Origin of the sequence: Martelella radicis (assembly GCF_014196625.1) — a bacterium.
Taxonomy (GTDB): Bacteria; Pseudomonadota; Alphaproteobacteria; order Rhizobiales; family Rhizobiaceae; genus Martelella; species Martelella radicis.
The window spans coordinates 161,094-183,580 of the sequence record NZ_JACIDZ010000012.1; the positions used below are offsets into that span (position 1 = coordinate 161,094).

Below are 22,487 nucleotides of genomic sequence, written 5' to 3' on the forward strand. Positions count from 1 at the left end.
AGCGCATGGTAAGCGCGAAGTGTCATTTTTGCCGCATTTAGCGGCTATCACCGTTTCAAGAGACATGAGTTCCGGCATCGGGGTTTGGCCGGAATGATCTGTCAGCAAGGGCGATGCCGCCCAGTCAAGGAGACAGGCATGAACCAAGAGGTCATGAATCTTTTCAATCCGCAGGCGCCGGCGCAGGTCTTCGATTCGATCCGGATCTCGATCGCCAGCCCGGAAAAGATCCTTTCCTGGTCTTATGGCGAAATCAAGAAGCCGGAAACCATCAACTACCGCACGTTCAAGCCCGAGCGTGACGGCCTGTTCTGCTCGCGCATCTTTGGTCCTATGAAGGACTATGAGTGCCTGTGCGGCAAGTACAAGCGCATGAAATACAAGGGCATCATCTGCGAAAAGTGCGGCGTCGAAGTCACGCTGTCGCGCGTTCGCCGCGAGCGCATGGGCCATATCGAGCTCGCCGCTCCGGTTGCCCATATCTGGTTCCTGAAATCGCTGCCGAGCCGCATCTCGACCCTTCTCGACATGACGCTGAAGGATGTCGAGCGCGTTCTCTATTTCGAGAACTACATCGTCACCGAGCCTGGCCTGACGGATCTGAAGGAAAATCAGCTCCTGTCGGAAGAGGAATACATGCTGGCCGTCGACGAGTTCGGCGAGGACCAGTTCTCGGCCAATATCGGCGCCGAAGCCATCTACGAGATGCTGGCCGGCATGGATCTCGACAAGATCGCGGGCGACCTGCGCGCCGAGCTTGCCGACACCACGTCGGACCTGAAGCAGAAGAAGCTGATGAAGCGCCTCAAGATCGTCGAGAACTTTCTTGAGTCCGGCAACCGCCCGGAATGGATGATCATGAAGGTCGTTCCGGTGATCCCGCCGGACCTGCGCCCGCTCGTGCCGCTCGACGGCGGCCGTTTCGCGACGTCGGACCTCAACGATCTCTATCGTCGCGTGATCAACCGTAACAACCGTCTGAAGCGCCTCATCGAGCTGCGCGCGCCGGGCATCATCATCCGCAACGAGAAGCGCATGCTTCAGGAATCGGTTGACGCCCTGTTCGACAACGGTCGTCGCGGCCGAGTCATCACCGGCGCCAACAAGCGTCCGCTGAAGTCGATCTCCGACATGCTCAAGGGCAAGCAGGGCCGCTTCCGTCAGAACCTGCTCGGCAAGCGCGTCGACTATTCCGGCCGTTCGGTCATCGTGACCGGCCCGGAACTGAAGCTGCACCAGTGCGGCCTGCCGAAGAAGATGGCGCTCGAGCTGTTCAAGCCGTTCATCTACGCGCGTCTCGATGCCAAGGGCTATTCCTCGACCGTCAAGCAGGCGAAGAAGCTGGTTGAAAAAGAACGTCCGGAAGTCTGGGACATCCTCGATGAGGTCATCCGCGAGCATCCGGTTCTCCTGAACCGCGCGCCGACGCTGCACCGTCTGGGCATCCAGGCGTTCGAGCCGACGCTGGTCGAAGGCAAGGCCATTCAGCTGCATCCGCTCGTCTGCACGGCCTTCAACGCCGACTTCGACGGCGACCAGATGGCCGTTCACGTGCCGCTGTCGCTCGAAGCCCAGCTTGAAGCCCGCGTGCTGATGATGTCGACCAACAACATCCTGCATCCGGCAAACGGTCAGCCGATCATCGTGCCGTCGCAGGACATGGTTCTCGGCCTCTACTACCTCTCGATCATGAACGAGAACGAGCCCGGCGAAGGCATGGCCTTTGCCGACATGGGCGAACTGCACCACGCGCTGGAAAACAAGGTCGTCACGCTGCATGCCAAGATCAAGGGCCGTTTCAAGACGGTCGACGAGGACGGCAACGAAGTCTCGAAGATCTACGAGACGACGCCCGGCCGCATGATCATCGGCGAGCTTCTGCCGAAGAACTCGAACGTGCCGTTCGAAACCTGCAACCAGGAAATGACCAAGAAGAACATCTCCAAGATGATCGACACGGTCTACCGCCATTGCGGCCAGAAGGACACGGTCATTTTCTGCGACCGGATCATGTCGCTCGGCTTCGGCCAGGCGTGCAAGGCCGGCATTTCCTTCGGCAAGGACGACATGGTCATCCCGGACGCCAAGCACGGCATCGTCGCCGAGACAGAAGCGCTGGTGAAGGAATACGAGCAGCAGTACAATGACGGCCTCATCACCCAGGGCGAAAAGTACAACAAGGTTGTCGACGCCTGGGGCAAGGCGACCGAGAAGGTTACCGAAGAGATGATGGCCCGAATCAAGGCCGTCGAATTCGACCCGGAGACCGGTCGCCAGAAGCAGATGAACTCGATCTACATGATGAGCCATTCCGGCGCGCGTGGTTCGGTGAACCAGATGCGTCAGCTTGGCGGCATGCGCGGCCTGATGGCGAAGCCGTCGGGCGAGATCATCGAAACGCCGATCATCTCGAACTTCAAGGAAGGCCTGACCGTGAACGAGTACTTCAACTCGTCTCACGGCGCCCGTAAGGGTCTGGCCGATACGGCGCTGAAGACCGCGAACTCGGGCTACCTGACCCGTCGTCTCGTCGACGTGGCCCAGGACTGCATTGTCAACACGCCGGATTGCGGAACCGACAAGGGCCTGACCATGACGGCCATCGTCGATGCCGGTCAGGTGGTTGCCTCCATCGGTCAGCGTGTGCTCGGCCGTGCGGCGCTTGTCGATATCGAGGATCCGGTCACCGGCGAACTGATCGTCGAGGCCGGCCGTCAGATCAACGAAGCCGATGTCATCAAGATCGAGGCTTCGGGCATCCAGTCGGTCCAGATCCGTTCGGCGCTGACTTGCGAAGTCCAGACGGGCGTCTGCCAGGTCTGCTACGGTCGCGACCTTGCCCGCGGTACGCCGGTCAATATCGGTGAAGCCGTCGGCGTTATCGCAGCCCAGTCGATCGGTGAGCCCGGCACGCAGTTGACCATGCGTACCTTCCACCTTGGCGGTACGGCGAACGTGGTTGACCAGTCGTTCCTGGAATCCTCCTATGAGGGGACGGTGCGGATCAAAAACCGCAATGTTCTGCGAAACTCCGACGGCGTTCTGGTGGCAATGGGCCGCAACATGGCGATCCAGATCCTCGACCAGCGCGATCAGGAGCGGTCTTCGCAGAAGGTTGCCTATGGTTCGAAGCTGTTCGTCGATGATGGCGACAAGGTTCGCCGCGGCCAGCGTCTTGCCGAGTGGGACCCCTATACCCGCCCGATGATGACGGAAGTCTCCGGTACGGTCGACTTTGAAGACCTTGTTGAAGGCCTCTCTGTCACCGAAACCACCGATGAGGCGACCGGCTTCACCAAGCGTTCGGTTATCGACTGGCGTTCGACGCCGCGCGGTTCGGATCTGAAGCCGTCCATCGTCATCAAGGACGAGAACGGTGACGTGCTGAAACTGCCGCGTGGCGGTGACGCTCGCCTGCCGCTTTCGGTTGACGCGATCCTTTCGGTCGAGCCCGGCCAGAAGGTCAGCCAGGGTGACGTGCTTGCGCGTTCGCCGCTGGAAAGCGCCAAGACCAAGGACATTACCGGTGGTCTGCCGCGCGTTGCGGAACTGTTCGAAGCTCGCCGTCCGAAGGACCATGCCGTGATCGCCGAGATCGACGGTACGATCCGCTTCGGCCGCGACTACAAGAACAAGCGCCGCATCCAGATCGAGCCTGCGGAAGACGGTGTCGAGCCGGTGGAATACCTCATTCCGAAGTCGAAGCCGTTCCATCTGCAGGATGGCGACTACATCGAGAAGGGCGACTACATCCTCGACGGCAACCCGGCCCCGCATGACATCCTTGCCATCAAGGGCGTCGAGGCGCTGGCCTCCTATCTCGTCAACGAGATCCAGGAAGTCTATCGTCTGCAGGGTGTGGTCATCAACGACAAGCACATCGAGGTGATCGTTCGCCAGATGCTGCAGAAGGTCGAGATCACCGCTTCGGGCGACAGCGGCCAGATCACCGGCGATATCGTCGAGGCGATTGCCTTTGACGATATGAACGAGGAACTGATTGCCCAGGGCAAGCGGCCCGCCGAAGGCGAACCCGTGCTGCTCGGCATCACCAAGGCCTCGCTGCAGACGCCGTCCTTCTTCTCGGCTGCCTCCTTCCAGGAGACCACCAAGGTGCTCACGGAAGCCGCGATTGCCGGCAAGGTCGACACGCTGCAGGGCCTGAAGGAAAACATCATCGTCGGCCGTCTGATCCCGGCCGGCACGGGACGCGCGATGGGCCAGGTTCGCCGCATCGCCACCCAGCGCGACGACCTCATCATCGACGCCCGCCGCAAGGCTTCCGGCGCCGACGAGGCCACGCCGATGCTGTCTTCCATGAACGAGGAGCCGCAGCCGGGCGAATAAGCGCCGGCTCCGGGCCTTGCGCCCGGTCGCTTTCAAGCTCATCAATGTCTGAGGCCGCCGATTTCGGCGGCCTTTTTCATTTTCTGCTAAAATGCTAACGTTAGCATCTTCTGTTTGCGCGGGTCTTGTCGTCGCCCATTCGATGGAAGAATGATTGTCGGAGCGATTTGCGCTTTTGCAGGCTGGCTCGGGAGGCTGCCTCGATGGCGCGACTGCGGAGAGGACGCGCTGTGGAGGTCGGCAGGCGCAACATCTGGATCATCGGTCTCGTCTGGGCGTTCGTGGGCGGGATATGTTCCCTGCTGATCGCGGAATTCTTTCAAAACCATACTGCCGACGAATATGTCGACTACTATGGCTCCGATGTCTTTCGCAATGCCGTTTCCGTCGCCGAAACCGGTTTGACGGTGTTGGGCACGCTCGACCAGTCTCCCGATGAACCATGCTCGGCAAGCGATGTGGAAGCCATGCGCAGCATCGTTTTCAGTGTCCCGTTTCTGGCCGATGTCGGACGCTTGCAGGATGGGAAACTGGTCTGTACCGGGATATGGGGCGAACTCGCGGCGCCCGTGACCATGCCGCCCCGCTCGAAGGTCATTGCCGTCAACGGGACGATCCTATGGAAAGCAACCGACGGCATTGTCCCGGCGGGCCTCACGGCCGATATGGCCTCTTTCGGAAACAGCGTCGTCATGACCGAGCCGAGCGCGTTTGCGCGCTACGAACACCCGGAGTCGCGTCTTGCCGCACTCGTACTGACGCATGACGGCAGCCATATCTTTCAGTCCTTCGGAGAAACCGAAGGACTGCCTCAATTGCTTGGACAAAAGAGCGACTGGTATCGTCTCGCACGGCGCCGGGTCTATTCGCGGTGCAATGACCATGTCGATGTCTGCGTGGTCGCGGCCTATAACGCGCCGCCCATGTTTCGCGCCGCACCCTTCGATTTTCTGCTTGTCCTGGCCGGCGGCGTTGCTGTCGGCGGAGGCATCGGCCTCTGGCATGCACGGCTCTATCGCGAAAGTTTGTCCTGGCGCTACAAGCTGCAACGGGCGCTCGATGACGATCGACTGATCGTCCATTATCAGCCGATCGTCAGGCTCACCGATAACACGCTGCGCGGCGCCGAGGCGCTTGTTCGGTTGGTTGATTTTGACGGGACGATGATTCCGCCTGACCAGTTTATCCCTGCCGCCGAGACATGTGGTTTCATCCGACAGATCACGCGGAGCGTCGTGAGGCAGACATTGCTCGACATGGCTGCGCATTTGTCGGCGGATTCCAGTTTCTATGTCAGCATCAATGTCGCCGCAGAAGATATCTTGAGTCCTGATTTCCTTTTGTTCCTGAAAAGCGAGACAGAAGACTACGGGATTGCGGCCGGACAGGTTGCGCTGGAACTGACCGAGCGTTCGACCGCCAGCCATGACAGGTTGACCGAGGCCATGGAGGCATTCAACAGACGGGGATACAAGATCCTGATCGATGATTTCGGAACAGGTTATTCCAACCTTGCCTATATCGCCCGCATGCCGATAACGGGGATCAAGGTCGACCGGATGTTTACCCAGGCGCTCGACCAGCAGGCGATCGGCGGCGTGATCGTCAGCAAGGTCTGCGAGATCGCCGAGGCGCTAGACGTGACGCTGATCTGCGAGGGCGTGGAAACAAGGGAACAGGCCGCGACGCTTCTTGCCATCTATCCTGAAGTCTGCGCCCAGGGCTTCCTGATCGGGCGGCCGATGCCGGCAGAAGCGTTTTCGCACGCTTTCCCCGCAGCCTCTCATGCCGAGGGGGTATGATCGGCCCTTCAGTCCAGCGTCTTGTTGAAACGGCTGACGGCGATGGCGATGGCGACGAGCGCGATGGCTGCCAGCATGGCGCTGTCGAAGCCGAGCACCTTGATGTTCGCGCCCTTCAGCATGATCGCCCGCACGATCCTGAGGTAATGGGTCAGCGGCAGGATCTCTCCCAGATATTGCGCCCAGCGCGGCATGCCGTCGAAGGGGAACATGAAGCCGGAAAGCAGAATGCTCGGCAGGAAGAACATCATCGACATCTGCACGGCCTGAAGCTGGTTCTTCGCGACCGTGGAGAACGTGTAGCCTATCGACAGATTGGTGACGACGAAGAGCAGGGTCAGTAGCGCCAGCGACCATGGGTCACCTAGGATCGGAACGTCGAAGATGAACAGGCCCGAGGTGATGATCAGGGCCGCCTGGAAGGCGCCGACGAAGACATAGGGCATGATCTTTCCCATCATGATCTCGATCGGCCGGATCGGCATGGCGAGCAGGTTTTCCATCGTGCCGCGTTCGATCTCGCGGGTGACGGCAAGCGCCGTGAAGATCAGCAGCGTCATCGTCAGGATGGTGCCGAGCAGGCCGGGCACGATGTTGAGCGTCGACTTGCCCGCCGGATTGTAGCGGCGGTGCTGGATGATGTTGAAGGCCGGCTGCTGGGGCTCTGCGATTGCAATGCCGTGCAGGCCGGTAAGGGCGGTGGAGACCACGCCCGAAAGCGCGCCGAGCGCGGAGGAGGCGGCGACCGGGTCCGTCGCATCGGCCGCCACCAGCAGGGAAGGGGACTGCCCGCGTCTGAGATCGCGCTCGAAATCCGGCGGGATCTCGACGACGAACAGGACCTCGCCCGACTCGAGCAACCGGTCCATGTCCGCATCACTGGTGACGATGCCGGTGATGTTGAAGAAGTCGGTATTTTCCAGCGATGCCAGGATGGCGCGGGAGGCATCCGTGCTTTCCGACAGCATGACGGCTGTCGGCAGGTGGTGCGGGGTCGTGTTGATGGCGAAGCCGAACAGCAGAAGCTGCATGATCGGCAGCATGATCATCATGCCCATGGTCAGCCGGTCGCGCGTCATCTGGATGAATTCCTTGACCGTCATCGCCCAGAAGCGGCGGAAGGCGGGAAAACGTTGTGGTCGTTCATCCGTCATCGAAATTGTCCTTCGAGGCGTTCATCATGTAGATGAAGGCATCCTCCAGCGTCGCCTCGCTCGGGCGGCATTCGGTATCGGGGCGGTCGCGATAGGGTTGAACGGCGCGCTCGAGCGCCGCTTTGTCATGCCCGCAAACGTGAAGTGACGAGCCGAAGGGGGCGACGAGATCGACGCCGTCGGCCTTTTCCAGTTCCGCCTGAAGGTCATGAACATGGGCACCGGTGATCAGGTAGCTCTCGAGCTTCGAGGCGGCCACAACCTCCTTCACCGTGCCGGTCACCATCAGCTTGCCATAGGCCATGTAGGCGATCTCGTGGCAGCGCTCGGCCTCGTCCATATAGTGGGTGGAGACCAGGACGGATAGGCCGTCTGCGGCCAGCGCATGGATTTCGGCCCAGAATTCGCGCCGCGCCTTGGGATCGACGCCGGCTGTCGGCTCGTCGAGCAGCAGCAGGTCTGGGTCGGGCAGGGTACAGGCCCCGAGCGCGAGCCGTTGTTTCCATCCGCCGGAAAGATTGCCGGCAAGCTGCTTTTCCCGTCCGCCAAGGCCGAGCCGCTCGATCGCGTCCGAAACCTTCTTGCGCGGATCCCGCAGGCCGTGGATGCGGGCGACGAAATCGAGGTTCTCGCGGATCGTCAAGTCTTCATAGAGTGAAAAGCGTTGGGTCATGTAGCCGACATGGCGGCGGAGCCGCTCGCCGTCGCGGGTGATGTCATAGCCAAGGCAGGTTCCGGAGCCGCTGTCGGGCGTCAGAAGGCCGCAGAGCATGCGGATCGTGGTGGTCTTGCCCGAACCGTTGGGCCCGAGAAAGCCGTGGATCGTGCCCTTGCGCACATTCATGGTCAGGTGGTCGACCACGGTGCGCCCGCCGAAGCTCTTGGTCAGTCCCTCGACGGATATGACGTTTTCCTCCGCAGCCATCAGCGCGCCTCCGTCTCGACATTGACCGGAAGACCGACGGCAAGCGCCGCGGGGTCTTCAGGTCGCGCCTTCAGCCGGTAGACCATCTTGGCGCGCTCCTCGCGCGAGAAGATCTCCGGCGGGGTATATTCGGCGTCCCTGGCGATGAAGAAGACAGTGGCGTCCTGCGGACGGCAGCCGTCGCAGGTGATGCGCACCCTGTCGCCGACCGCAAGCGAAGCCCGCTCGCGCTCGGGCACGAAGAATTCGATCTTGATGTTTTCCGGCGGTAGCAGCGCGACGACCGGGCGGCCCGCCGGCACCACTTCGCCAGTCCGATAGTAAATCAGCTCAATGCTGCCGGTCGCAGGCGCCATGACCGTCTTCAGCGAAAGCGCTGCGTCGGCGGCGGAAAGCTCCGCGCGCGCGGCGGCAACGCTCTGCTCCGCCTGTTCGATCTGCTGGTCGCGCTGCGGCAGTTCGCCAAGAGCGATCTGCGCGTTGATCTTGTCGAGCGCGGCCTTGGCCTGCGCGTAGGAACTGACGGCGCTGTCGAGATTGGCCTTGGTGCCGCTTTCCTGCTGGAACAGAGACCGCGCCCGCGTCAGGGATTTGTCGGCATAGTCGAGCGCCGCCTCTGCCTCCTTGCGCGAGGCTTCGAGCGCTTCCAGTTGTTCCTGCCGGTCCTGCGGGGCGCGGGCGAGCGAGAGGGCCGCCCTTGCCTTTTCGAGGTTGGCGCGAGCGGTTTCGACCGCGGCCCTGTCGGTGTCCGCTTCAAGCGAAAACAGCAATTGCCCGGTTTCGGCTTCATCGCCCTCTTCGACGGTGAGTTCCGTCAGCCGCGCGGTGTTGGGCGCGCCGATATAGAGCGCGTCCGCCTCGACCCAGCCGAGAAAGCCGTGGTCTTCGGCGGGGCGGAACAGCGCAAAGCCCGCGCCGGCGGCAGCGGCGAGCAGGACGGCGATGATGATAATGCGCTTCATGGGGCTTCCCCCTCGGCTGGCTTGAACAGGGTATCGAGATAGAAATCGAATGCGGCATCAAGGTCGAGATCGCCGTAGCGGGCGAAATTCGCGTTCCAGATCACCGACAACAGCGCCGGCGCGAAGATGACCTGCGGGACCTTGAGCACCTCGGTCGAGCGCAATTCGCCGCGCGCTTCTGCCCGTTCCAGAACGCGCAGGATGAGGGCGAGGCCGGAGCGGATGATGTTCTCGTGGTAGAATTCGGCAATCTCGGGGAAATTGCGCATTTCCATCGCCATCAATTGCACCAGATCGCGTTTCTCCGTGCCGAGAATCTCCGTCTTGAGCAGGTCGAAGAAGATGCCCAGCGTCTCGCGCGGGGTCAGCTGCGCTTCCTCGAGCCTTGCATGCGCCGTCATCAGCAGCGGGCCGAGCGCCTCGCTGATCAGCGATTTGAACAGGCTCTCCTTGTCCGGGAAATAGAGATAGACCGTGCCCTTGCCGATGCCGGCATGCCGGGCGATATCCTCGATGCGCGCGTTGGCAAAACCCTTTTGCGTGAAGACGGCAAGGGCTGCATCCATGATGGACTTGCGGCGGGCCTCGGGAGCGAGTGATCGGCGTTTTGGCGCTTTGTTCATGGCAGAGCCTATCCTTTCCGGATTATGACTGACCAGTCAGTCATAACAGGCGAGCATATCTTTCGCAAGACGCCTTCGGCTCGTCGCGACAAGCGGCAGGTAGGCGAGGCTGTCTGGAGGGGTGTGCCGTGCCGGGCGCAATGCAACATCAAGTGTGCGGCATGGCGTGCGATACTCGGATCGGTTGTCGCGGCGGGCACGGTCCCGTCCGAGTGACCTGCGCTCTGGCAAAACCCTTTCCTTATAGTCCTCCAGGCATTTCTCGGTGTTTGCTTCAGGTCATTGCCGGCGCCTCCCGAACCGGCTTCAACACACCGGTCATGCCTGATGACGCACCGCAACAAGTGTGCGGGTTTCGGGCTTGCACGCAAAGACGAAAACGTATAGTACCCACCGGTACGGATCGCCCGGACATGGTTCCCTCCCGTCCGCATTGGGATGATCCTTGGATAAAGAAGCAGGAAACACCAATGGACCGCCGCACATTCTTCAAAAAGGCAGGCGTTGCTTCGGCCGGCGCACTTGCCCCGGCCGCGCTCGCCGCTCCCGCCATCGCCCAGGAAAGCCCCAAGCTCAACTGGCGTCTTTCGTCTGCCTTCCCGCAGTCGCTCGATATTCTCTATTCCGGCGCGACCGGCATTGCGGACCGCGTGCGCGAGGCGACCGACGGCAATTTCGACATTCAGGTCTTTGCCGGCGGCGAACTGGTTCCGCCGCTGCAGGTGCTCGACGCCGTGCGCGACGGCACGATCGAAATGTGCCACACGCCCTCCTATTACTATATCGGCCAGGACATGACCTACGGTCTCGGCACGGCCGTACCCTTCGGCATGAATGCGCGCCTGAAGAATTCCTGGCTCTACCAGGGCGGCGGCAACGCGCTGTTTGACGAATTCTTCGCCGAGAAGGGCGTCTGGGGCCGTCCGGCCGGCAATACCGGGGCACAGATGGGCGGCTGGTTCGCCAATGAGATCAACTCGCTGGAAGACCTCAAAGGCCTGAAGATGCGCATCGCCGGCCTGGCCGGCCAGGTCATGGCCAAGCTCGGCGTCACGCCGCAGCAGATTGCCGCAGGCGACGTCTATTCGGCACTTGAGCGCGGCACGATCGATGCCACCGAATTCGTCGGCCCCTATGACGATCTCAGCCTCGGCCTCGTCAAGGTCGCCAAATACTACTACTACCCGGCCTGGTGGGAAGGCGGCCCGGTCATCCACGCCTTCACCAATCTCGACAAGTTCAATGAACTGCCGGAAAGCTATCAGCAGATCCTGACGGATGCCTGCGACGCCGTGAACCTCGACATGCTGGCGCGCTACGACGCCGGCAATCCGCAGGCGCTGCGTCAACTGGTGGCCGAGGGCGCCGTGCTGAAGCCGTTCAGCGAGGAAATTCTCGACGCCTGCTACAAGGTGTCCCAGGAGACCTTTGCCGAGATCTCGGCCGAGAATGCCTGGTTCAAGCGCATCTATGACAGCCAGCAGGAGTTCAAGAAGGACGCCTATCTGTGGATGCAGCTTGCCGAATTCTCCTTCGATAAGTTCATGATGGTCCAGCAGCGCAAGGGCAATCTCTGAAGATTGCTCCGCCATCGGCTGGATCATGGAACAGCAAGCGAGGAGGCCCGGCGCAAACCGGGCCTCTGACTACTGGCAATGCCGGCTGCGGATGCAAGGAGCCTGCTCCCCACTCTCCGTCACCCCGGCCTTGAGCCGGGGTCCAGGGCCACAAAAACACTCTTTGCCACAGTGCCTTACGGGCGATAGTCCTTGCTCTTTGGCCCTGGATACCGGCTCAAGGCCGGTATGACGGATGAGGGTTACGCAAGTTTTGTCAACAAACTGAGGCCCGGCGTAAACCGGGCCTTTTTTTGTCGCGCACCTGTGCTTATTCGGCGCTGCTCAGATGATTGACGGAGCCGTGATCACGACGTAAGCCATTGGTCTGCATCGAAAACAAACGAAAAGAGGGGCACCCGTGTCTGATCGGATTGTCATTGTCGGAGCAGGTCAGGGCGGCTTTGCCGTCGCGGCTAAATTGAGGGCGCTGAAAGACGGGCGACCGATCACGCTGATCGGCGCGGAAGCCGTGCCGCCCTACCAGCGGCCGCCGCTTTCGAAGAAATACCTTCTCGGCGAAATGTCCTTCGATCGCCTGCTGTTCCGCCCCGAGACCTGGTACGGCGAAAACGACGTGAATCTGCTGCTGGAGCGTTTCGTCGAACGCATAGACCGGAACGCAAAACAGGTCGTGATGCAGGACGGCTCGACGCTTTCCTACGGCACGCTGGTGCTCGCCACGGGCGCCACCCCGCGCCGCCTGCCGGAAGATATCGGCGGTGATCTCGACGGTGTGTTCGTCATGCGCGACAAACATGATGCCGACCGGCTGGCTGCGGCGATGAAGCCGGGCGCCAGGCTTCTGGTTGTCGGTGGCGGCTATGTCGGCCTCGAGGCGGCTGCCGTCGCGCGGAAGTTCGAGGTCCACGTCACCGTGATCGAGATGGCCGATCGCATCCTCAAGCGCGTCGCAGCGCCGGAGACGGCGGAGATCATGCGCGCCATCCACACCGCCCACGGCGTCGATATCCGGGAAAGTACCGGCCTTGTCCACTTCGAGGGCGAGGGCGGCCACGTCCGCCGTGCCGTGCTTGCCGGCGGTGAGACGCTGGATATCGATATGGTCGTCGTCGGGATCGGCGTCACGCCGAATGATCAACTCGCCAAGGAAGCGGGCCTCGCGGTCGCAAACGGCATCGTCGTCGACGCATTCGGGCAGACCTCGGATCCGGCTATCTTTGCCGTCGGGGACTGCGTCGAGCAACCCTATCGCGGGGAACGGATCCGGCTCGAATCCGTCCCCAATGCCGTCGATCAGGGCGAGGCCATTGCAGCTGTCATCGCCGGCTCGCAGAAGCCCTATGAACCCGAACCGTGGTTCTGGTCGGATCAGTATGATGTGAAACTGCAGATCGCTGGCTACAATGGCGGCTATGATTGCGTCGTGACGCGCGATGGCGCCCGTGAGGGTGCCAGGTCGGTCTGGTATTTCAGGGGAGGAAGCCTGCTGGCTGTTGATGCGATCAACGATGCCCGGGCCTATGTCTGCGCCAAGAAGATGCTTGCCGCAGGGATCAATCCGCCACCCGAGGTGATCGCGGATCCGCAGACGGATCTGAAGGCGCTGGCCAATCCCTGAGGAGCAACTGCTCGCTCTCATTGACAAAAGCCGTTTTACCGTGAATTTGAAATTCGTGATAAAACGCTAAATCAGAAAGCGTTAAAAAGCGGGTGCAGAGGTGTCGGATGAAAGGCAGAATAGGCATTTGCCCAAATCCGGCGCATAATTCAGGGCAACTGAGGCAGCGAGCGAGCAATAATGATCGTCCTCTGCTTCGATGAAACACCGCAAGGCGGGACAGGGGATAGTTGAATTGTCTTTTCGGCTGAGGGGCGGATCCAAATCGCGAACGACATTGAGCGATGTCGCAAGGCTGGCAGGTGTCAGTCCGATCACGGTTTCGCGCGCCCTGCGCGAACCGCACAAGGTCAGCGACAAGTTGCGCGAGACAATCCTGGAAGTCGTCGAAGAGATTGGGTATGTGCCGAATTTCGCCGCCCGAGCGCTTGCAAGCCGCCACAGCGGTATTGTTGCCGTGCTCGCGCCGATCATGGATATGAGCGGCTTTTTCCACGCCGCCCGTGGCGTCGAGGAACGGTTCCTGACCAGCGACGTCAGCACGCAGTTTGCCAATATCGGCCTGAACGCAGCGGAGGAAGCCAAGCTTCTGCGCCTTTTCGTGGCGCAGAACCCCGCCGGCATCATCCTCGAGAGCGTTGCCGAGTTTCCGGTCAACAAGCCGCTGATCGCCGAACTCGGCTGTCCGGTGGTGCAGATGATGGATACAAGCATCGAGCCGCTGGACATGGGCGTTGGCATCCGCAACCGGGCGGCGGCGACGGCGGCGGTCGAGCATCTTCTGGAGCAGGGTTATGAGCGAATCGCGCTTCTGGGCGGCGGCAAGGACATCCGTTCACGCCGCCGTTTCGAGGGATATCGCGACGCGCTCTTGAGGGCGGGTCGCTATGACCCAGCCTATGTCTTCGAATCCGAGAGCGGCAATCCGATGGAGCAGGGGGTGAAGCTGATTCACAACCTCAAACGGCGCATGCCGGAAGTGGACGCCGTCTTCTGTCACAATGATCGTCTTGCGATGGGGGTCTATTTCGGCGCCCAGCAGATGGGAATCCGCGTCCCGGAGGAATTCGGCATCTGCGGCTATAATGGCGTGGATTTCGCCGAGATGGAGGAATCGCCTCTCACCTCGGTCTATGTGCCCCTCTACGAGATCGGCTTCAAGGCGGCCGACATGATCATGCGTTACCTGACTGAGGGCGTACGGCCGGAAACCGCCGTGGAGCTTCCGTTCGAAATCATCAAGGGGAATTCAACGCGAAGGTAGCAGGATGCCGGCTTTTCAGCGGGCTTCGCCTGCCACATGCAGGCCGCATTCCCGCTTTGCGTCGTTTTCCCACCACCAGCGGCCGGCTCGCTCCGGCTCGCCCGGTCTGATGGCCCGGGTGCATGGGGCGCATCCGATGGAGGGATAGCCGCGATCATGCAACGGGTTGAGCGGGACGTCGTGCTCTTCTGCAAAAGCGCGAATGTCCTCTATGCTCCAGTCGGCGAGCGGGTTGATCTTTGTGAGATGGCGGGCCTTGTCTTCCTCCGAATAGGGCGTCGTGGCGCGATTGCCCGACTGGCCGCGTCTCAGCCCGGTGATCCAGTATGATGCACCCTTCAGCGCCTCGGCCAGCGGTTCGAGCTTGCGTACGTGACAGCAGGCGTGGCGTGCTTCGACGCTCTCGTAAAATCCGTTGCGGCCATGTTCGGCGACATAGGCGTCGACGGCATCCTGTCGGGGAACAAAACGCTCGATCGTGAGGCCGAAGCGGCTCTCGGTGTTTTCGATGAGCTGAAGCGTCTCGTCAAACAGACGGCCGGTATCGAGCGTGACGATCTGGATCGGCAGGCTGGCCAAGGCGATTGCCGCGGTCAGGACCTGATCCTCTATGCCGAGGCTGGTGGTGAAGACCGCGGGGCGGCCGGTCTCGGCGATGAGCCGCAGCCGCCCTTCAAGGTCAAGCGTGCCGAGCGTCTCTTCGAGGTCGATCTTTGAGGATAGCGTCATCGTCAATCTCGCTTCATGTCCGTTTCAGGCAGTATCGCGGCGAAACCGGGCGCCGGCGAGGAACCGGCTTGCCGATGGTCGCGGGCGCCGGGAAAAGCTTGGCGCGAAACCCCTGATCGCTAGAACGCGCTGCCCGCAGGTCCGTTCTTTTTCCGGAAGGGCGCCTAGATTGCGCCCTTGTCGTTATAGCGGCGGGTTTCCTCGCGCATCTCCTCGGCGGTGCTGCGCTCTTCGGCAGCCGATTCGCGATTGCGGGCGCGCTGGAACTTGATGCTGTCGGCGATGAAGGCGCGCGACAGGCCGTGATAGAGCGGCTCGCGCGAGATCATGCGCGAGGCGATATAGCCGAGCATGGAGGTCGCCATCAGGGTGATGATGCCGTCATGGTTGTCGGTCATTTCCAGGATGATGACGAAGGCGGTCATCGGCGACTGAACGACACCGGCGAAATAACCCGCCATGCCGAGGATCGCGCCAAGGCCGATGCTGACGCCGAGAAGGTCGGCCACGGTGGAGCCAAGCGTGGCACCGACCGACAGCGAGGGCGCGAACAGGCCTCCGGGAATGCCGGACGCCATGGAAAGGAAGGTTGCGGCCAGCTTGCCGACGAAGAAGAAGGGGCTGATCGAGCCACCCTCGATGACGGTTCTGGCCTGTTCGTAACCTGTGCCGAAGGTTGCGCCGCCGAAGATGATGCCGATCACGGCGACGGAAAGGCCGCAGCCGCCAGCAAGAATTGCCATGCGCTTTATCGGCGCCGGCTGCGCCCAGCGCTTGGCGCGGCGCGCTACCTTCAGCGAATAGAGCGAGAACATGGCCCCCAATAGCCCGCCGCCGATGCCGCAGACGAACACCGCGACCCATTCCTCGGGCCGGACCGCGATGGCCGAAGCCTGGCCGAAATAGGTGTAGTTGCCCGCAAGCCCGATCGCGGCCAGGCCGGAAAGGATGATGGCCGAGACGACGAGGCCGTTGGCGCGCGATTCATAGGCACGGCTCATTTCCTCGATGGCGAAGACGATACCGGCGAGCGGCGTGTTGAAGGCGGCGGAGATGCCGGCTGCCGAACCCGCGACGATCAACCCCTTGGTCTGGATCATCTTTCCCCAGCGCGCGGTCTGGATCATGATCGAGGCGCCGACCTGCGCGGTCGGACCCTCGCGGCCGATCGACGCGCCGCAAAAGAGGCCGATCACGGTGATCAGGATCTTGCCGGCGGCGACCCTGAGATTGAGCAGCCGGTGCTGGCTCTCGGTATTGTGCAGATGCCGGGCGGCGATCGCCTGAGGAATGCCCGAGCCCTGCGAATTGGGAAACCAGCGCGTGCTCAGATAAGAACAGAGCATGAAGCCGAGCGGCGTCAGGATCAGCGGAAGATAGGGCGAATAGGCGGTCGAATGCCGCATCGCCTCGAAGAGCTCATAGGCGAAATCGGCCGCGCGTGCGAAGAACACGCTGATCACCCCGATCATGAGGGCGCCGACCCAGAAAATCAGCCTTGGCTGCCATATGCGCCATGATCCCCACATCACCCGTGTGCGACGGACCATTTTGACGTTCTTGTAATAGGGGCGCATGACCTGGCTTTCGCGGCAATCTCTTTGGTGTTGTCAATAAAATATCCCGGTCCGGAGCCCGGCAACAATGTACAGCAAGCGCGGCGGTTGCACCCGTTATCCTCTTGCCTTTGGCCGATTTCAAGGCCGGGGCCCGGAATTTCCGTTCACCGACAGCGATTTGTGGTCGAGCGTCGTCTCACGGACGCAGGCTGTCGTAAGAGACCATGACATGGGTGCGATAGGCCGGCCGCTCGGTCATCGCCGCATAATAGGCCTCGACCGTCGGCCGCGACGGACGCTCGATCTCCATCGTGTAGTAACGGTAGAGAATATGGGCGAACATGATGTCGGCCAGCGTGAAGTCGTCGCCCGCAAGAAAGGCGTGCCTCTTGAGCTCGGCCTCGGCGATGCCCAGAAGCCGGTCGAAGGCGAGAAGCGCGCGGGCGATCGCTTCCGGGTCGCGATCCTTTTCCGGAAGGCGCACCGCGGGCCAGAAGATCGGCATGGTGAAGGCGGAGGCGGCGGTGAGTTTTGCCCATTCGGCCCATTTGTCGACATGGGCGCGCGCTGCGGGGTCCTTCGGCCAGAAGGCATCGCTGCCGTAGCGGGCGGCGAGATAGCGGCAGATGGCGGCCGATTCGAACAGCGCCTCGCCGTCATCGCCATCCTTGAGGACCGGAACCAGTCCGTTCGGGTTCATCGCCAGGAATTCCGGGGTATCATTGCCGCCGAACTTGAAGCCGATGTCATAGCGTTCGAATGCGAGGCCGAGCTCGCCTACGGTCCACATCACCGCCTGGACATTGGATGATGTCGTGCGTCCCCAGATCTTCAGCATGTCAGGTCCTTCCGCCATGATTCGCCTTATCCCGCGCATTATGCACGCAATGCCAATTGTTGATCAGTCCCCGCGCACTCGCCAGACTGATCAAGATCAACGCGCCGGCGATCGAGGCTGTTAGGTATCGGCCACACGCCTCCCAAGCGTCTACCGACGGAGTTCTCTGACCATGCAGCATTTCAATTTCGATGCATTCCCGCCCCATGTCATGGCCGAAAAGGCCGAAACCGCAGGCATTGCGAAGGTCAAAAAGGATCCAGTCTCGCTTCTCGTTTCCGCGATGATGGCCGGCGCCTTCATAGGCATAGCCTTCATCTTCTACACGGTCGTGACAACCGGTAATAGCGAAATCGGCTGGGGCGCGAACAAGTTCATCGGCGGCCTCGCCTTCAGTCTCGGGCTGGTTCTCGTCGTGCTTACCGGCGCCGACCTGTTCACCAGCACGGTGCTGACCATCATCGGCAAGGCGACCGGTCAAATCAGTTGGGGCGCGCTCGCCCGCAACTGGGCGACGGTCTATGTCGGCAATTTCATCGGCGCGATCACGCTTGTCGGGATCATGCAGCTTGCCCGGCACTATGAGGGCGATGGCGGGCTTCTCGGTATCAACTACATGCACATCGCCCAGCACAAGCTGCATCACACCTTCCTGCAGGCGGTCGCGCTGGCCATCATGTGCAACGTCCTCGTCTGCCTCGGCGTTTGGATGACCTATGCCGGACGCACGGCGACCGACAAGATCCTGGCCGTCATCCTTCCGGTCGCCATGTTCGTCGCCTCGGGCTTCGAACACGTCGTCGCCAACATGTTCCAGATCCCGATGGCGATCCTGACCAGGATGCTTGCCGGACCGGAGTTCTGGGCGACCTCGGGCGCAAATCCGGCAGACTTCGCCGATCTGACCTGGAGCAATTTCGTGTTTGCCAACCTGATCCCGGTCACCATCGGCAATATCATCGGCGGCGCGCTGTTCGTCGGGATCGCCTACTGGGTGATCTATCTGCGACCGGCGGTACGCAACCAGGCGCATTGAAGCGCCCTTTGGAAAACGCGGCTTCGCGCGAAGAATAGTTGCTAATATTCAGCTTCATCACTATCGTCTGCTCGATTTAATGCGGTGATGAAGGGGATATTCCACCATGACGACTTTTGGAGAGCAGGGCCCGGATATTGACAAGATCAGGGGGCGCTGGGGGTGGGTCATGGCCTTTGGCCTGCTGCTCGTGCTGCTGAGCCTCATCCTTCTCGGCAATCTTGTGGCGACGACCGTCGCCTCGGTGGTCTTCTTCGGCGCGATGCTGATCGTCGCCGGCGTCGTCCATCTTCTGCAGCTGTTCTACAACCGCTCGAAGGGCCATGTCGCCTTCTGGGTGATCTCGGGTCTTCTTTACGTGCTGGCCGGCATCGTTCTGATGCGCAATCCGGTTCTGGCCTCGAGCCTGTTCACCATCATCGTCGGCGTCTCGCTGGCCGTTGCCGGCGGTTTCAGGCTTTACCTCGGCATGACCATGCGCCCGGTCAAGGGCTGGGGCTTCATGATCTTCTCCGGCCTGGTGCTCATCCTGGCCGCCGTGCTGATCGCCTCCAACTTCCCGCAGAACAGCCTGTGGCTGCTCGGCCTGTTCGTCGCGGCCGACTTCCTGGTCTATGGCGTCTCGATGGTGGTCTTCGCGCTTGCCCTGAGGCCGCGCAGCAACGGTTGAGTTGAATGAAGGCCCGGCCGACGTTCCCTGGCGGACGCGGCCGGGCCTTCTGTTTTTTTGGGTTCGAGTAACCGAGGGAAGAGAACAATGTCTTCAGACGGTTCGATGCGCTACATCACAATCAGCGGCTTTGGCGGCCCGGACGTCATGTCGGTGGCAACGGGACCGCGTCCCAAGCCTGGGGCGAACGATGTTCTGGTCAAGGTTGCCGCCGCTGGCGTCAACCGGCCTGATGTCGCCCAGCGGCAGGGCAGCTATCCGCCGCCGCCCGGCGCGAGCCCCGTGCTTGGTCTGGAAGTCGCCGGCACCATCGTCGCCAAGGGCGCAGAGGTCGAGGGTCTTGAGATCGGCGACCGTGTCTGCGGTCTTGCCAACGGCGGTGGGTATGCGGAATATTGCGTACTTCCGGCCGGTCAGGTTCTGCCGGTTCCCGACGGCATCGATGATGTTTCGGCCGCCGCGATCCCGGAGACCTTCTTCACCGTCTGGGCCAATCTCTTCCAGATGGCGGGCCTTCGCGAAGGGCAGGATGTCCTCATCCACGGCGGCTCGAGCGGCATCGGCACCACGGCCATCCAGCTTGCAAAAGCGTTCGGCGCCCGGGTCTTCGCCACGGCGGGCACCACGGAGAAATGCGATGCCTGCGTGAAGCTCGGCGCGACGGTTGCGATCAACTATCATGAGCAGGATTTCGTCGAGGTGGCGAAGGCGGCGACGGAGGGGCGCGGGGTCGACATTATCCTCGACATGGTCGGAGCTGCCTATTTCCAGCGCAATCTTTCCGCCCTTGCCAGGGATGGCTGCCTGTCGATGATCGCCTTCCTGAGCGGGCCGAAGGCCGAGAATGTCAATCTGACGCCGATCATGGTCAAACGGCTCAAGGTGACCGGCTCGACCATGCGTCCGCGCACCGATGCCGAGAAGAAGGCCGTGCGCGACGATCTTGCGGAGAAGGTCTGGCCGCTCATTGCCGAGGGCCGCGTGAAGCCGCTGATCGATCGCGTCTTTGCCTTCGAGGAGGCTCACGATGCGCACCGGCACATGGAAGCGGGCGATCATATCGGCAAGATCGTACTGACATTCGACTGACATCACGGGTAACGGAGGAGGTTCGGGCTGATGGTCAATCCTGTTCTGGTTGAGGTGACGCGCGGTACGCTCGTCGAAAGCCGCCATCGCGGCATGATCGCGGTCACCGATGCGGCGGGCGGCGTGGTCTATGCCGCTGGCGATATCGACGCGGCGGTGTTTCCGCGTTCGGCCTGCAAGGCGATCCAGGCGCTGCCGCTCGTCGAAAGCGGGGCGGCGGATGCCTATGGTTTCGGCAATCGCGAAATTGCACTTTCGGCCTCTTCCCATTCCGGCGAGGATGCCCACGCAGCGCTTGCGGCGGAAATGCTCGGAAGGGCGGGGCGCGGCGTCGACGATCTCGAATGCGGGGCGCACTGGTCGTTCCAGCAGCCTGTCCTCATTCACCAGGCCCGCACGCGGGATATGCCGGATGCGCTCTGCAACAATTGCTCGGGCAAGCATGCCGGCTTCGTCTGCGCCTGCTGTCACCAGGGCATCGATCCGAAAGGCTATACCGGTTACGACCACCCGCTGCAGGCGCAGATCCGCGAGGCGATGACGGATGTGACCGGCGCCTTTGTCGGCGCGGATGTCTGCGGCGTCGACGGCTGCAATATTCCGACCTATGCGGTGCCGCTGAAGGCGCTCGCCCGAGGCTTTGCCCGCATGGCGACGGGCGAGGGGCTCTCGCCCAATCGTGCCCGCGCCGCGCGGCGCATCATCGATGCGGCGATGGCCGAGCCCTATCATGTCGCCGGCACTGGTCGGGCCTGCACCGCGCTGATGGAAATGGCGCCCGGCCGCATCTTCGCCAAGACCGGCGCGGAGGGCGTTTTCTGCGCGGCCCTGCCGGAGCAGGGGCTCGGCATAGCGCTTAAATGCGAGGACGGGACGACGCGTGCCGCCGAGGCCATGGTCGCGGCCGTTCTCGCTAGGCTTCTTGCCGATGACGCGGCGCTCTCGGAGCGTCTGCGGCTGATGGCCGATTCCGGGCTGAAGAACTGGAACGGTACGGAAGTGGGCAGGGTGCGTGCCGTTCTGCCCTGAGGCGACGCTCTAGCCTATTGAATCTACGCATCGTGCTTTGCGAAAATCGAACCCGATTTTTTTCGGGCCGATGCGCTATTCCTCGCTCTCCAGGAGATGCTGCCTCAGCGCGTTCAGCCGGGCGTGAAGCGCGCGGGCCTCTTCTGCCGTACACCCCGTTTTCACGGCGATCGACCGTCCGACAGCCTCGGCATCCTCGCGCATGTCCGCGCCTTTTGGCGTCAGCGTGATTTCCACGCGGCGCTCGTCATCGGCAGCCCGGCGCTTTACGACAAGGCCCGCCGTTTCCAGCCGCTTCAGAAGCGGCGACAGCGTGCCGCTGTCGAGCCCCAGCCGCGCGCCAATGGCATTGACCGACAGCGTGCGATGCTCCCACAGCACCATCATCACCAGATATTGCGGATAGGTCAGGCCGAGTTTCGACAGGAGCGGCTTGTAGGCGCGCGCGAATGCGTGCTCCGTCGCGTAAACGGCGAAGCAGAGCTGGTCATCGAGCCGGGGCTGGCGGTCGTCATCATTGGTCATTGGCGCAATATAGGAGGCGCGATAAAAATCGCAAAATAATATTGTAAACAATTTAATTGTGCACTATTTAAATGTCAGGCGATACGGAACGGAACCGATCGGGCTCCGCCGCGTCGTAGAAGAAATGGAAGTTTTCTCAAGGAAGGCGGTTTTCGCCTCAACAAGGAGCAATGCCATGATCAAGACGCTTTACACCACCAAGGCCATTTCGACCGGCGGCCGCGAAGGCAGCGCCCGCACCGAAGACGGCGCGTTCGAAGTCAATCTCGCCTTGCCGAAGGAAATGGGCGGTCCGGGCGGCGACGGCGCCAATCCCGAACAGCTCTTTGCCGCCGGCTACGCCGCCTGCTTCAATTCCGCGCTTCATAACGTCGCCGCCAAGAAGAAGGTCGAGCTTCCAAAGGAAACCACCGTATCGGCGACCGTCGGCGTCGGCCCGCGCGATGACGGCAAGGGTTTCGGCATCACTGCCGAGCTTACCGTTGCCATTCCTGGCCTTGATCGCGCGACCGCCGAGGATCTCGTCCACCAGGCCCATATCGTCTGCCCCTACAGCCACGCGCTGAGGGTGAGCTACGAAGTTCCGGTTTCGCTCGCCGAGTAAGGTCAGCGACCGGACCAATATGTCGAGATAGACCCTTATTTCCGTCATGCCGGCCTTGAGCCGGCATCCTGTGTATAGCGGCTTGTGGTATGATGTGTGCGGGCGGAAGGTCGTCCGGCATCCTGGTCGTTAG

At 61.8% G+C, this 22,487-nt stretch carries 18 protein-coding genes; 10 read left to right on the plus strand and 8 right to left on the minus strand.

The genetic code is table 11. The features are described from left to right. The first annotated feature begins 138 nt into the window (after positions 1–138). Together rpoC and GGR30_RS17160 are read left to right on the plus strand one after the other, a co-directional pair. Positions 139–4,347: a DNA-directed RNA polymerase subunit beta' gene (gene rpoC, locus GGR30_RS17155; protein ID WP_183488615.1), complete on the plus strand. Its 4,209-nt coding sequence runs from the start codon at positions 139–141 to the stop codon at positions 4,345–4,347. Positions 4,348–4,550: 203 nt separating this feature from the next. Further along, on the plus strand, positions 4,551–6,149 hold the full coding sequence (locus tag GGR30_RS17160) for an EAL domain-containing protein (protein WP_183488617.1): 1,599 nt from the start codon (positions 4,551–4,553) through the stop codon (positions 6,147–6,149). Positions 6,150–6,157: 8 nt separating this feature from the next. Here GGR30_RS17160 and GGR30_RS17165 read toward each other — a convergent pair whose 3' ends face one another. From GGR30_RS17165 to GGR30_RS17180, 4 genes are read right to left on the minus strand one after another with little or no spacing between them, the layout of a single operon-like run. Continuing rightward, on the minus strand, positions 6,158–7,303 hold the full coding sequence (locus GGR30_RS17165) for an ABC transporter permease (protein ID WP_183488619.1): 1,146 nt from the start codon (positions 7,301–7,303) through the stop codon (positions 6,158–6,160). Further along, the gene (locus tag GGR30_RS17170) at positions 7,293–8,228 is read right to left on the minus strand and encodes an ABC transporter ATP-binding protein (RefSeq protein WP_183488621.1); all 936 of its coding nucleotides are present in this window, start codon (positions 8,226–8,228) and stop codon (positions 7,293–7,295) included. Before GGR30_RS17170 ends, GGR30_RS17165 begins: the two co-directional genes overlap by 11 nt. Then, complete coding sequence (locus tag GGR30_RS17175) at positions 8,228–9,190, minus strand: HlyD family secretion protein (protein ID WP_183488623.1); 963 nt, start codon at positions 9,188–9,190, stop codon at positions 8,228–8,230. The genes GGR30_RS17170 and GGR30_RS17175 overlap by 1 nt, the downstream gene beginning before the upstream one ends. After that, positions 9,187–9,813: a TetR/AcrR family transcriptional regulator gene (locus GGR30_RS17180; protein ID WP_183488625.1), complete on the minus strand. Its 627-nt coding sequence runs from the start codon at positions 9,811–9,813 to the stop codon at positions 9,187–9,189. The genes GGR30_RS17175 and GGR30_RS17180 overlap by 4 nt, the downstream gene beginning before the upstream one ends. 470 nt (positions 9,814–10,283) lie before the next feature. Between GGR30_RS17180 and GGR30_RS17185 the strand changes: the two genes are divergently transcribed. The 3 genes from GGR30_RS17185 (at position 10,284) to GGR30_RS17195 (ending at position 14,275) form a co-directional block, all read left to right on the plus strand. Beyond that, the gene (locus GGR30_RS17185) at positions 10,284–11,390 is read left to right on the plus strand and encodes a TRAP transporter substrate-binding protein (RefSeq protein ID WP_183488628.1); all 1,107 of its coding nucleotides are present in this window, start codon (positions 10,284–10,286) and stop codon (positions 11,388–11,390) included. 400 nt (positions 11,391–11,790) lie between these two features. Next, positions 11,791–13,011 (plus strand): FAD-dependent oxidoreductase, encoded by a 1,221-nt coding sequence (locus tag GGR30_RS17190; RefSeq protein WP_183488630.1) that lies wholly within the window; start codon positions 11,791–11,793, stop codon positions 13,009–13,011. A 277-nt stretch (positions 13,012–13,288) separates the two neighbouring features. Continuing rightward, positions 13,289–14,275, plus strand: a complete 987-nt coding sequence (locus GGR30_RS17195; protein WP_183488632.1) for a LacI family DNA-binding transcriptional regulator — start codon at positions 13,289–13,291, stop codon at positions 14,273–14,275. A 15-nt stretch (positions 14,276–14,290) separates the two neighbouring features. Here GGR30_RS17195 and GGR30_RS17200 read toward each other — a convergent pair whose 3' ends face one another. From GGR30_RS17200 to GGR30_RS17210, 3 genes are all read right to left on the minus strand, one after another. Beyond that, the gene (locus GGR30_RS17200) at positions 14,291–15,004 is read right to left on the minus strand and encodes a phosphoadenylyl-sulfate reductase (RefSeq protein WP_183488634.1); all 714 of its coding nucleotides are present in this window, start codon (positions 15,002–15,004) and stop codon (positions 14,291–14,293) included. Positions 15,005–15,168: 164 nt separating this feature from the next. Continuing rightward, positions 15,169–16,581 (minus strand): chloride channel protein, encoded by a 1,413-nt coding sequence (locus GGR30_RS17205; protein ID WP_183488637.1) that lies wholly within the window; start codon positions 16,579–16,581, stop codon positions 15,169–15,171. Between the two features lie 178 nt (positions 16,582–16,759). Continuing rightward, positions 16,760–17,419 (minus strand): glutathione S-transferase family protein, encoded by a 660-nt coding sequence (locus GGR30_RS17210; protein ID WP_343066516.1) that lies wholly within the window; start codon positions 17,417–17,419, stop codon positions 16,760–16,762. 154 nt (positions 17,420–17,573) lie between these two features. Between GGR30_RS17210 and focA the strand changes: the two genes are divergently transcribed. From focA to GGR30_RS17230, 4 genes are all read left to right on the plus strand, one after another. Then, positions 17,574–18,437, plus strand: coding sequence for a formate transporter FocA (gene focA, locus GGR30_RS17215; RefSeq protein ID WP_183488640.1), 864 nt, complete (start codon positions 17,574–17,576; stop codon positions 18,435–18,437). Between the two features lie 106 nt (positions 18,438–18,543). Then, complete coding sequence (locus GGR30_RS17220; RefSeq protein WP_183488643.1) at positions 18,544–19,107, plus strand: HdeD family acid-resistance protein; 564 nt, start codon at positions 18,544–18,546, stop codon at positions 19,105–19,107. Positions 19,108–19,194: 87 nt separating this feature from the next. Next, the gene (locus tag GGR30_RS17225) at positions 19,195–20,196 is read left to right on the plus strand and encodes an NAD(P)H-quinone oxidoreductase (RefSeq protein ID WP_183488647.1); all 1,002 of its coding nucleotides are present in this window, start codon (positions 19,195–19,197) and stop codon (positions 20,194–20,196) included. Between the two features lie 30 nt (positions 20,197–20,226). Beyond that, positions 20,227–21,225 carry an asparaginase gene (locus tag GGR30_RS17230; protein ID WP_183488650.1) on the plus strand — a complete coding sequence of 333 codons (999 nt, stop codon included), beginning with the start codon at positions 20,227–20,229 and terminating at the stop codon, positions 21,223–21,225. A 75-nt stretch (positions 21,226–21,300) separates the two neighbouring features. On the opposite strand, the gene GGR30_RS17235 is transcribed toward GGR30_RS17230, so the two are convergent. Then, positions 21,301–21,750 (minus strand): MarR family winged helix-turn-helix transcriptional regulator, encoded by a 450-nt coding sequence (locus GGR30_RS17235; protein WP_183488653.1) that lies wholly within the window; start codon positions 21,748–21,750, stop codon positions 21,301–21,303. Between the two features lie 178 nt (positions 21,751–21,928). On the opposite strand from GGR30_RS17235, the gene GGR30_RS17240 reads away from it, so the two are divergent. Continuing rightward, positions 21,929–22,354 carry an Ohr family peroxiredoxin gene (locus GGR30_RS17240; RefSeq protein ID WP_183488684.1) on the plus strand — a complete coding sequence of 142 codons (426 nt, stop codon included), beginning with the start codon at positions 21,929–21,931 and terminating at the stop codon, positions 22,352–22,354. Positions 22,355–22,487 lie beyond the last annotated feature (133 nt).

Excerpts from the sequence above, each read along its gene's own strand:
- rpoC (WP_183488615.1), top strand. The coding sequence starts at position 139 with ATGAACCAAGAGGTCATGAATCTTTTCAATCCGCAGGCGCCGGCGCAG.
- GGR30_RS17160 (WP_183488617.1), top strand. The coding sequence starts at position 4,551 with ATGGCGCGACTGCGGAGAGGACGCGCTGTGGAGGTCGGCAGGCGCAAC.
- GGR30_RS17165 (WP_183488619.1), bottom strand. The coding sequence starts at position 7,303 with ATGACGGATGAACGACCACAACGTTTTCCCGCCTTCCGCCGCTTCTGG.
- GGR30_RS17170 (WP_183488621.1), bottom strand. The coding sequence starts at position 8,228 with ATGGCTGCGGAGGAAAACGTCATATCCGTCGAGGGACTGACCAAGAGC.
- GGR30_RS17175 (WP_183488623.1), bottom strand. The coding sequence starts at position 9,190 with ATGAAGCGCATTATCATCATCGCCGTCCTGCTCGCCGCTGCCGCCGGC.
- GGR30_RS17180 (WP_183488625.1), bottom strand. The coding sequence starts at position 9,813 with ATGAACAAAGCGCCAAAACGCCGATCACTCGCTCCCGAGGCCCGCCGC.
- GGR30_RS17185 (WP_183488628.1), top strand. The coding sequence starts at position 10,284 with ATGGACCGCCGCACATTCTTCAAAAAGGCAGGCGTTGCTTCGGCCGGC.
- GGR30_RS17200 (WP_183488634.1), bottom strand. The coding sequence starts at position 15,004 with ATGACGCTATCCTCAAAGATCGACCTCGAAGAGACGCTCGGCACGCTT.
- GGR30_RS17205 (WP_183488637.1), bottom strand. The coding sequence starts at position 16,581 with ATGCGCCCCTATTACAAGAACGTCAAAATGGTCCGTCGCACACGGGTG.
- GGR30_RS17210 (WP_343066516.1), bottom strand. The coding sequence starts at position 17,419 with ATGGCGGAAGGACCTGACATGCTGAAGATCTGGGGACGCACGACATCA.
- focA (WP_183488640.1), top strand. The coding sequence starts at position 17,574 with ATGCAGCATTTCAATTTCGATGCATTCCCGCCCCATGTCATGGCCGAA.
- GGR30_RS17220 (WP_183488643.1), top strand. The coding sequence starts at position 18,544 with ATGACGACTTTTGGAGAGCAGGGCCCGGATATTGACAAGATCAGGGGG.
- GGR30_RS17225 (WP_183488647.1), top strand. The coding sequence starts at position 19,195 with ATGTCTTCAGACGGTTCGATGCGCTACATCACAATCAGCGGCTTTGGC.
- GGR30_RS17230 (WP_183488650.1), top strand. The coding sequence starts at position 20,227 with ATGGTCAATCCTGTTCTGGTTGAGGTGACGCGCGGTACGCTCGTCGAA.
- GGR30_RS17235 (WP_183488653.1), bottom strand. The coding sequence starts at position 21,750 with ATGACCAATGATGACGACCGCCAGCCCCGGCTCGATGACCAGCTCTGC.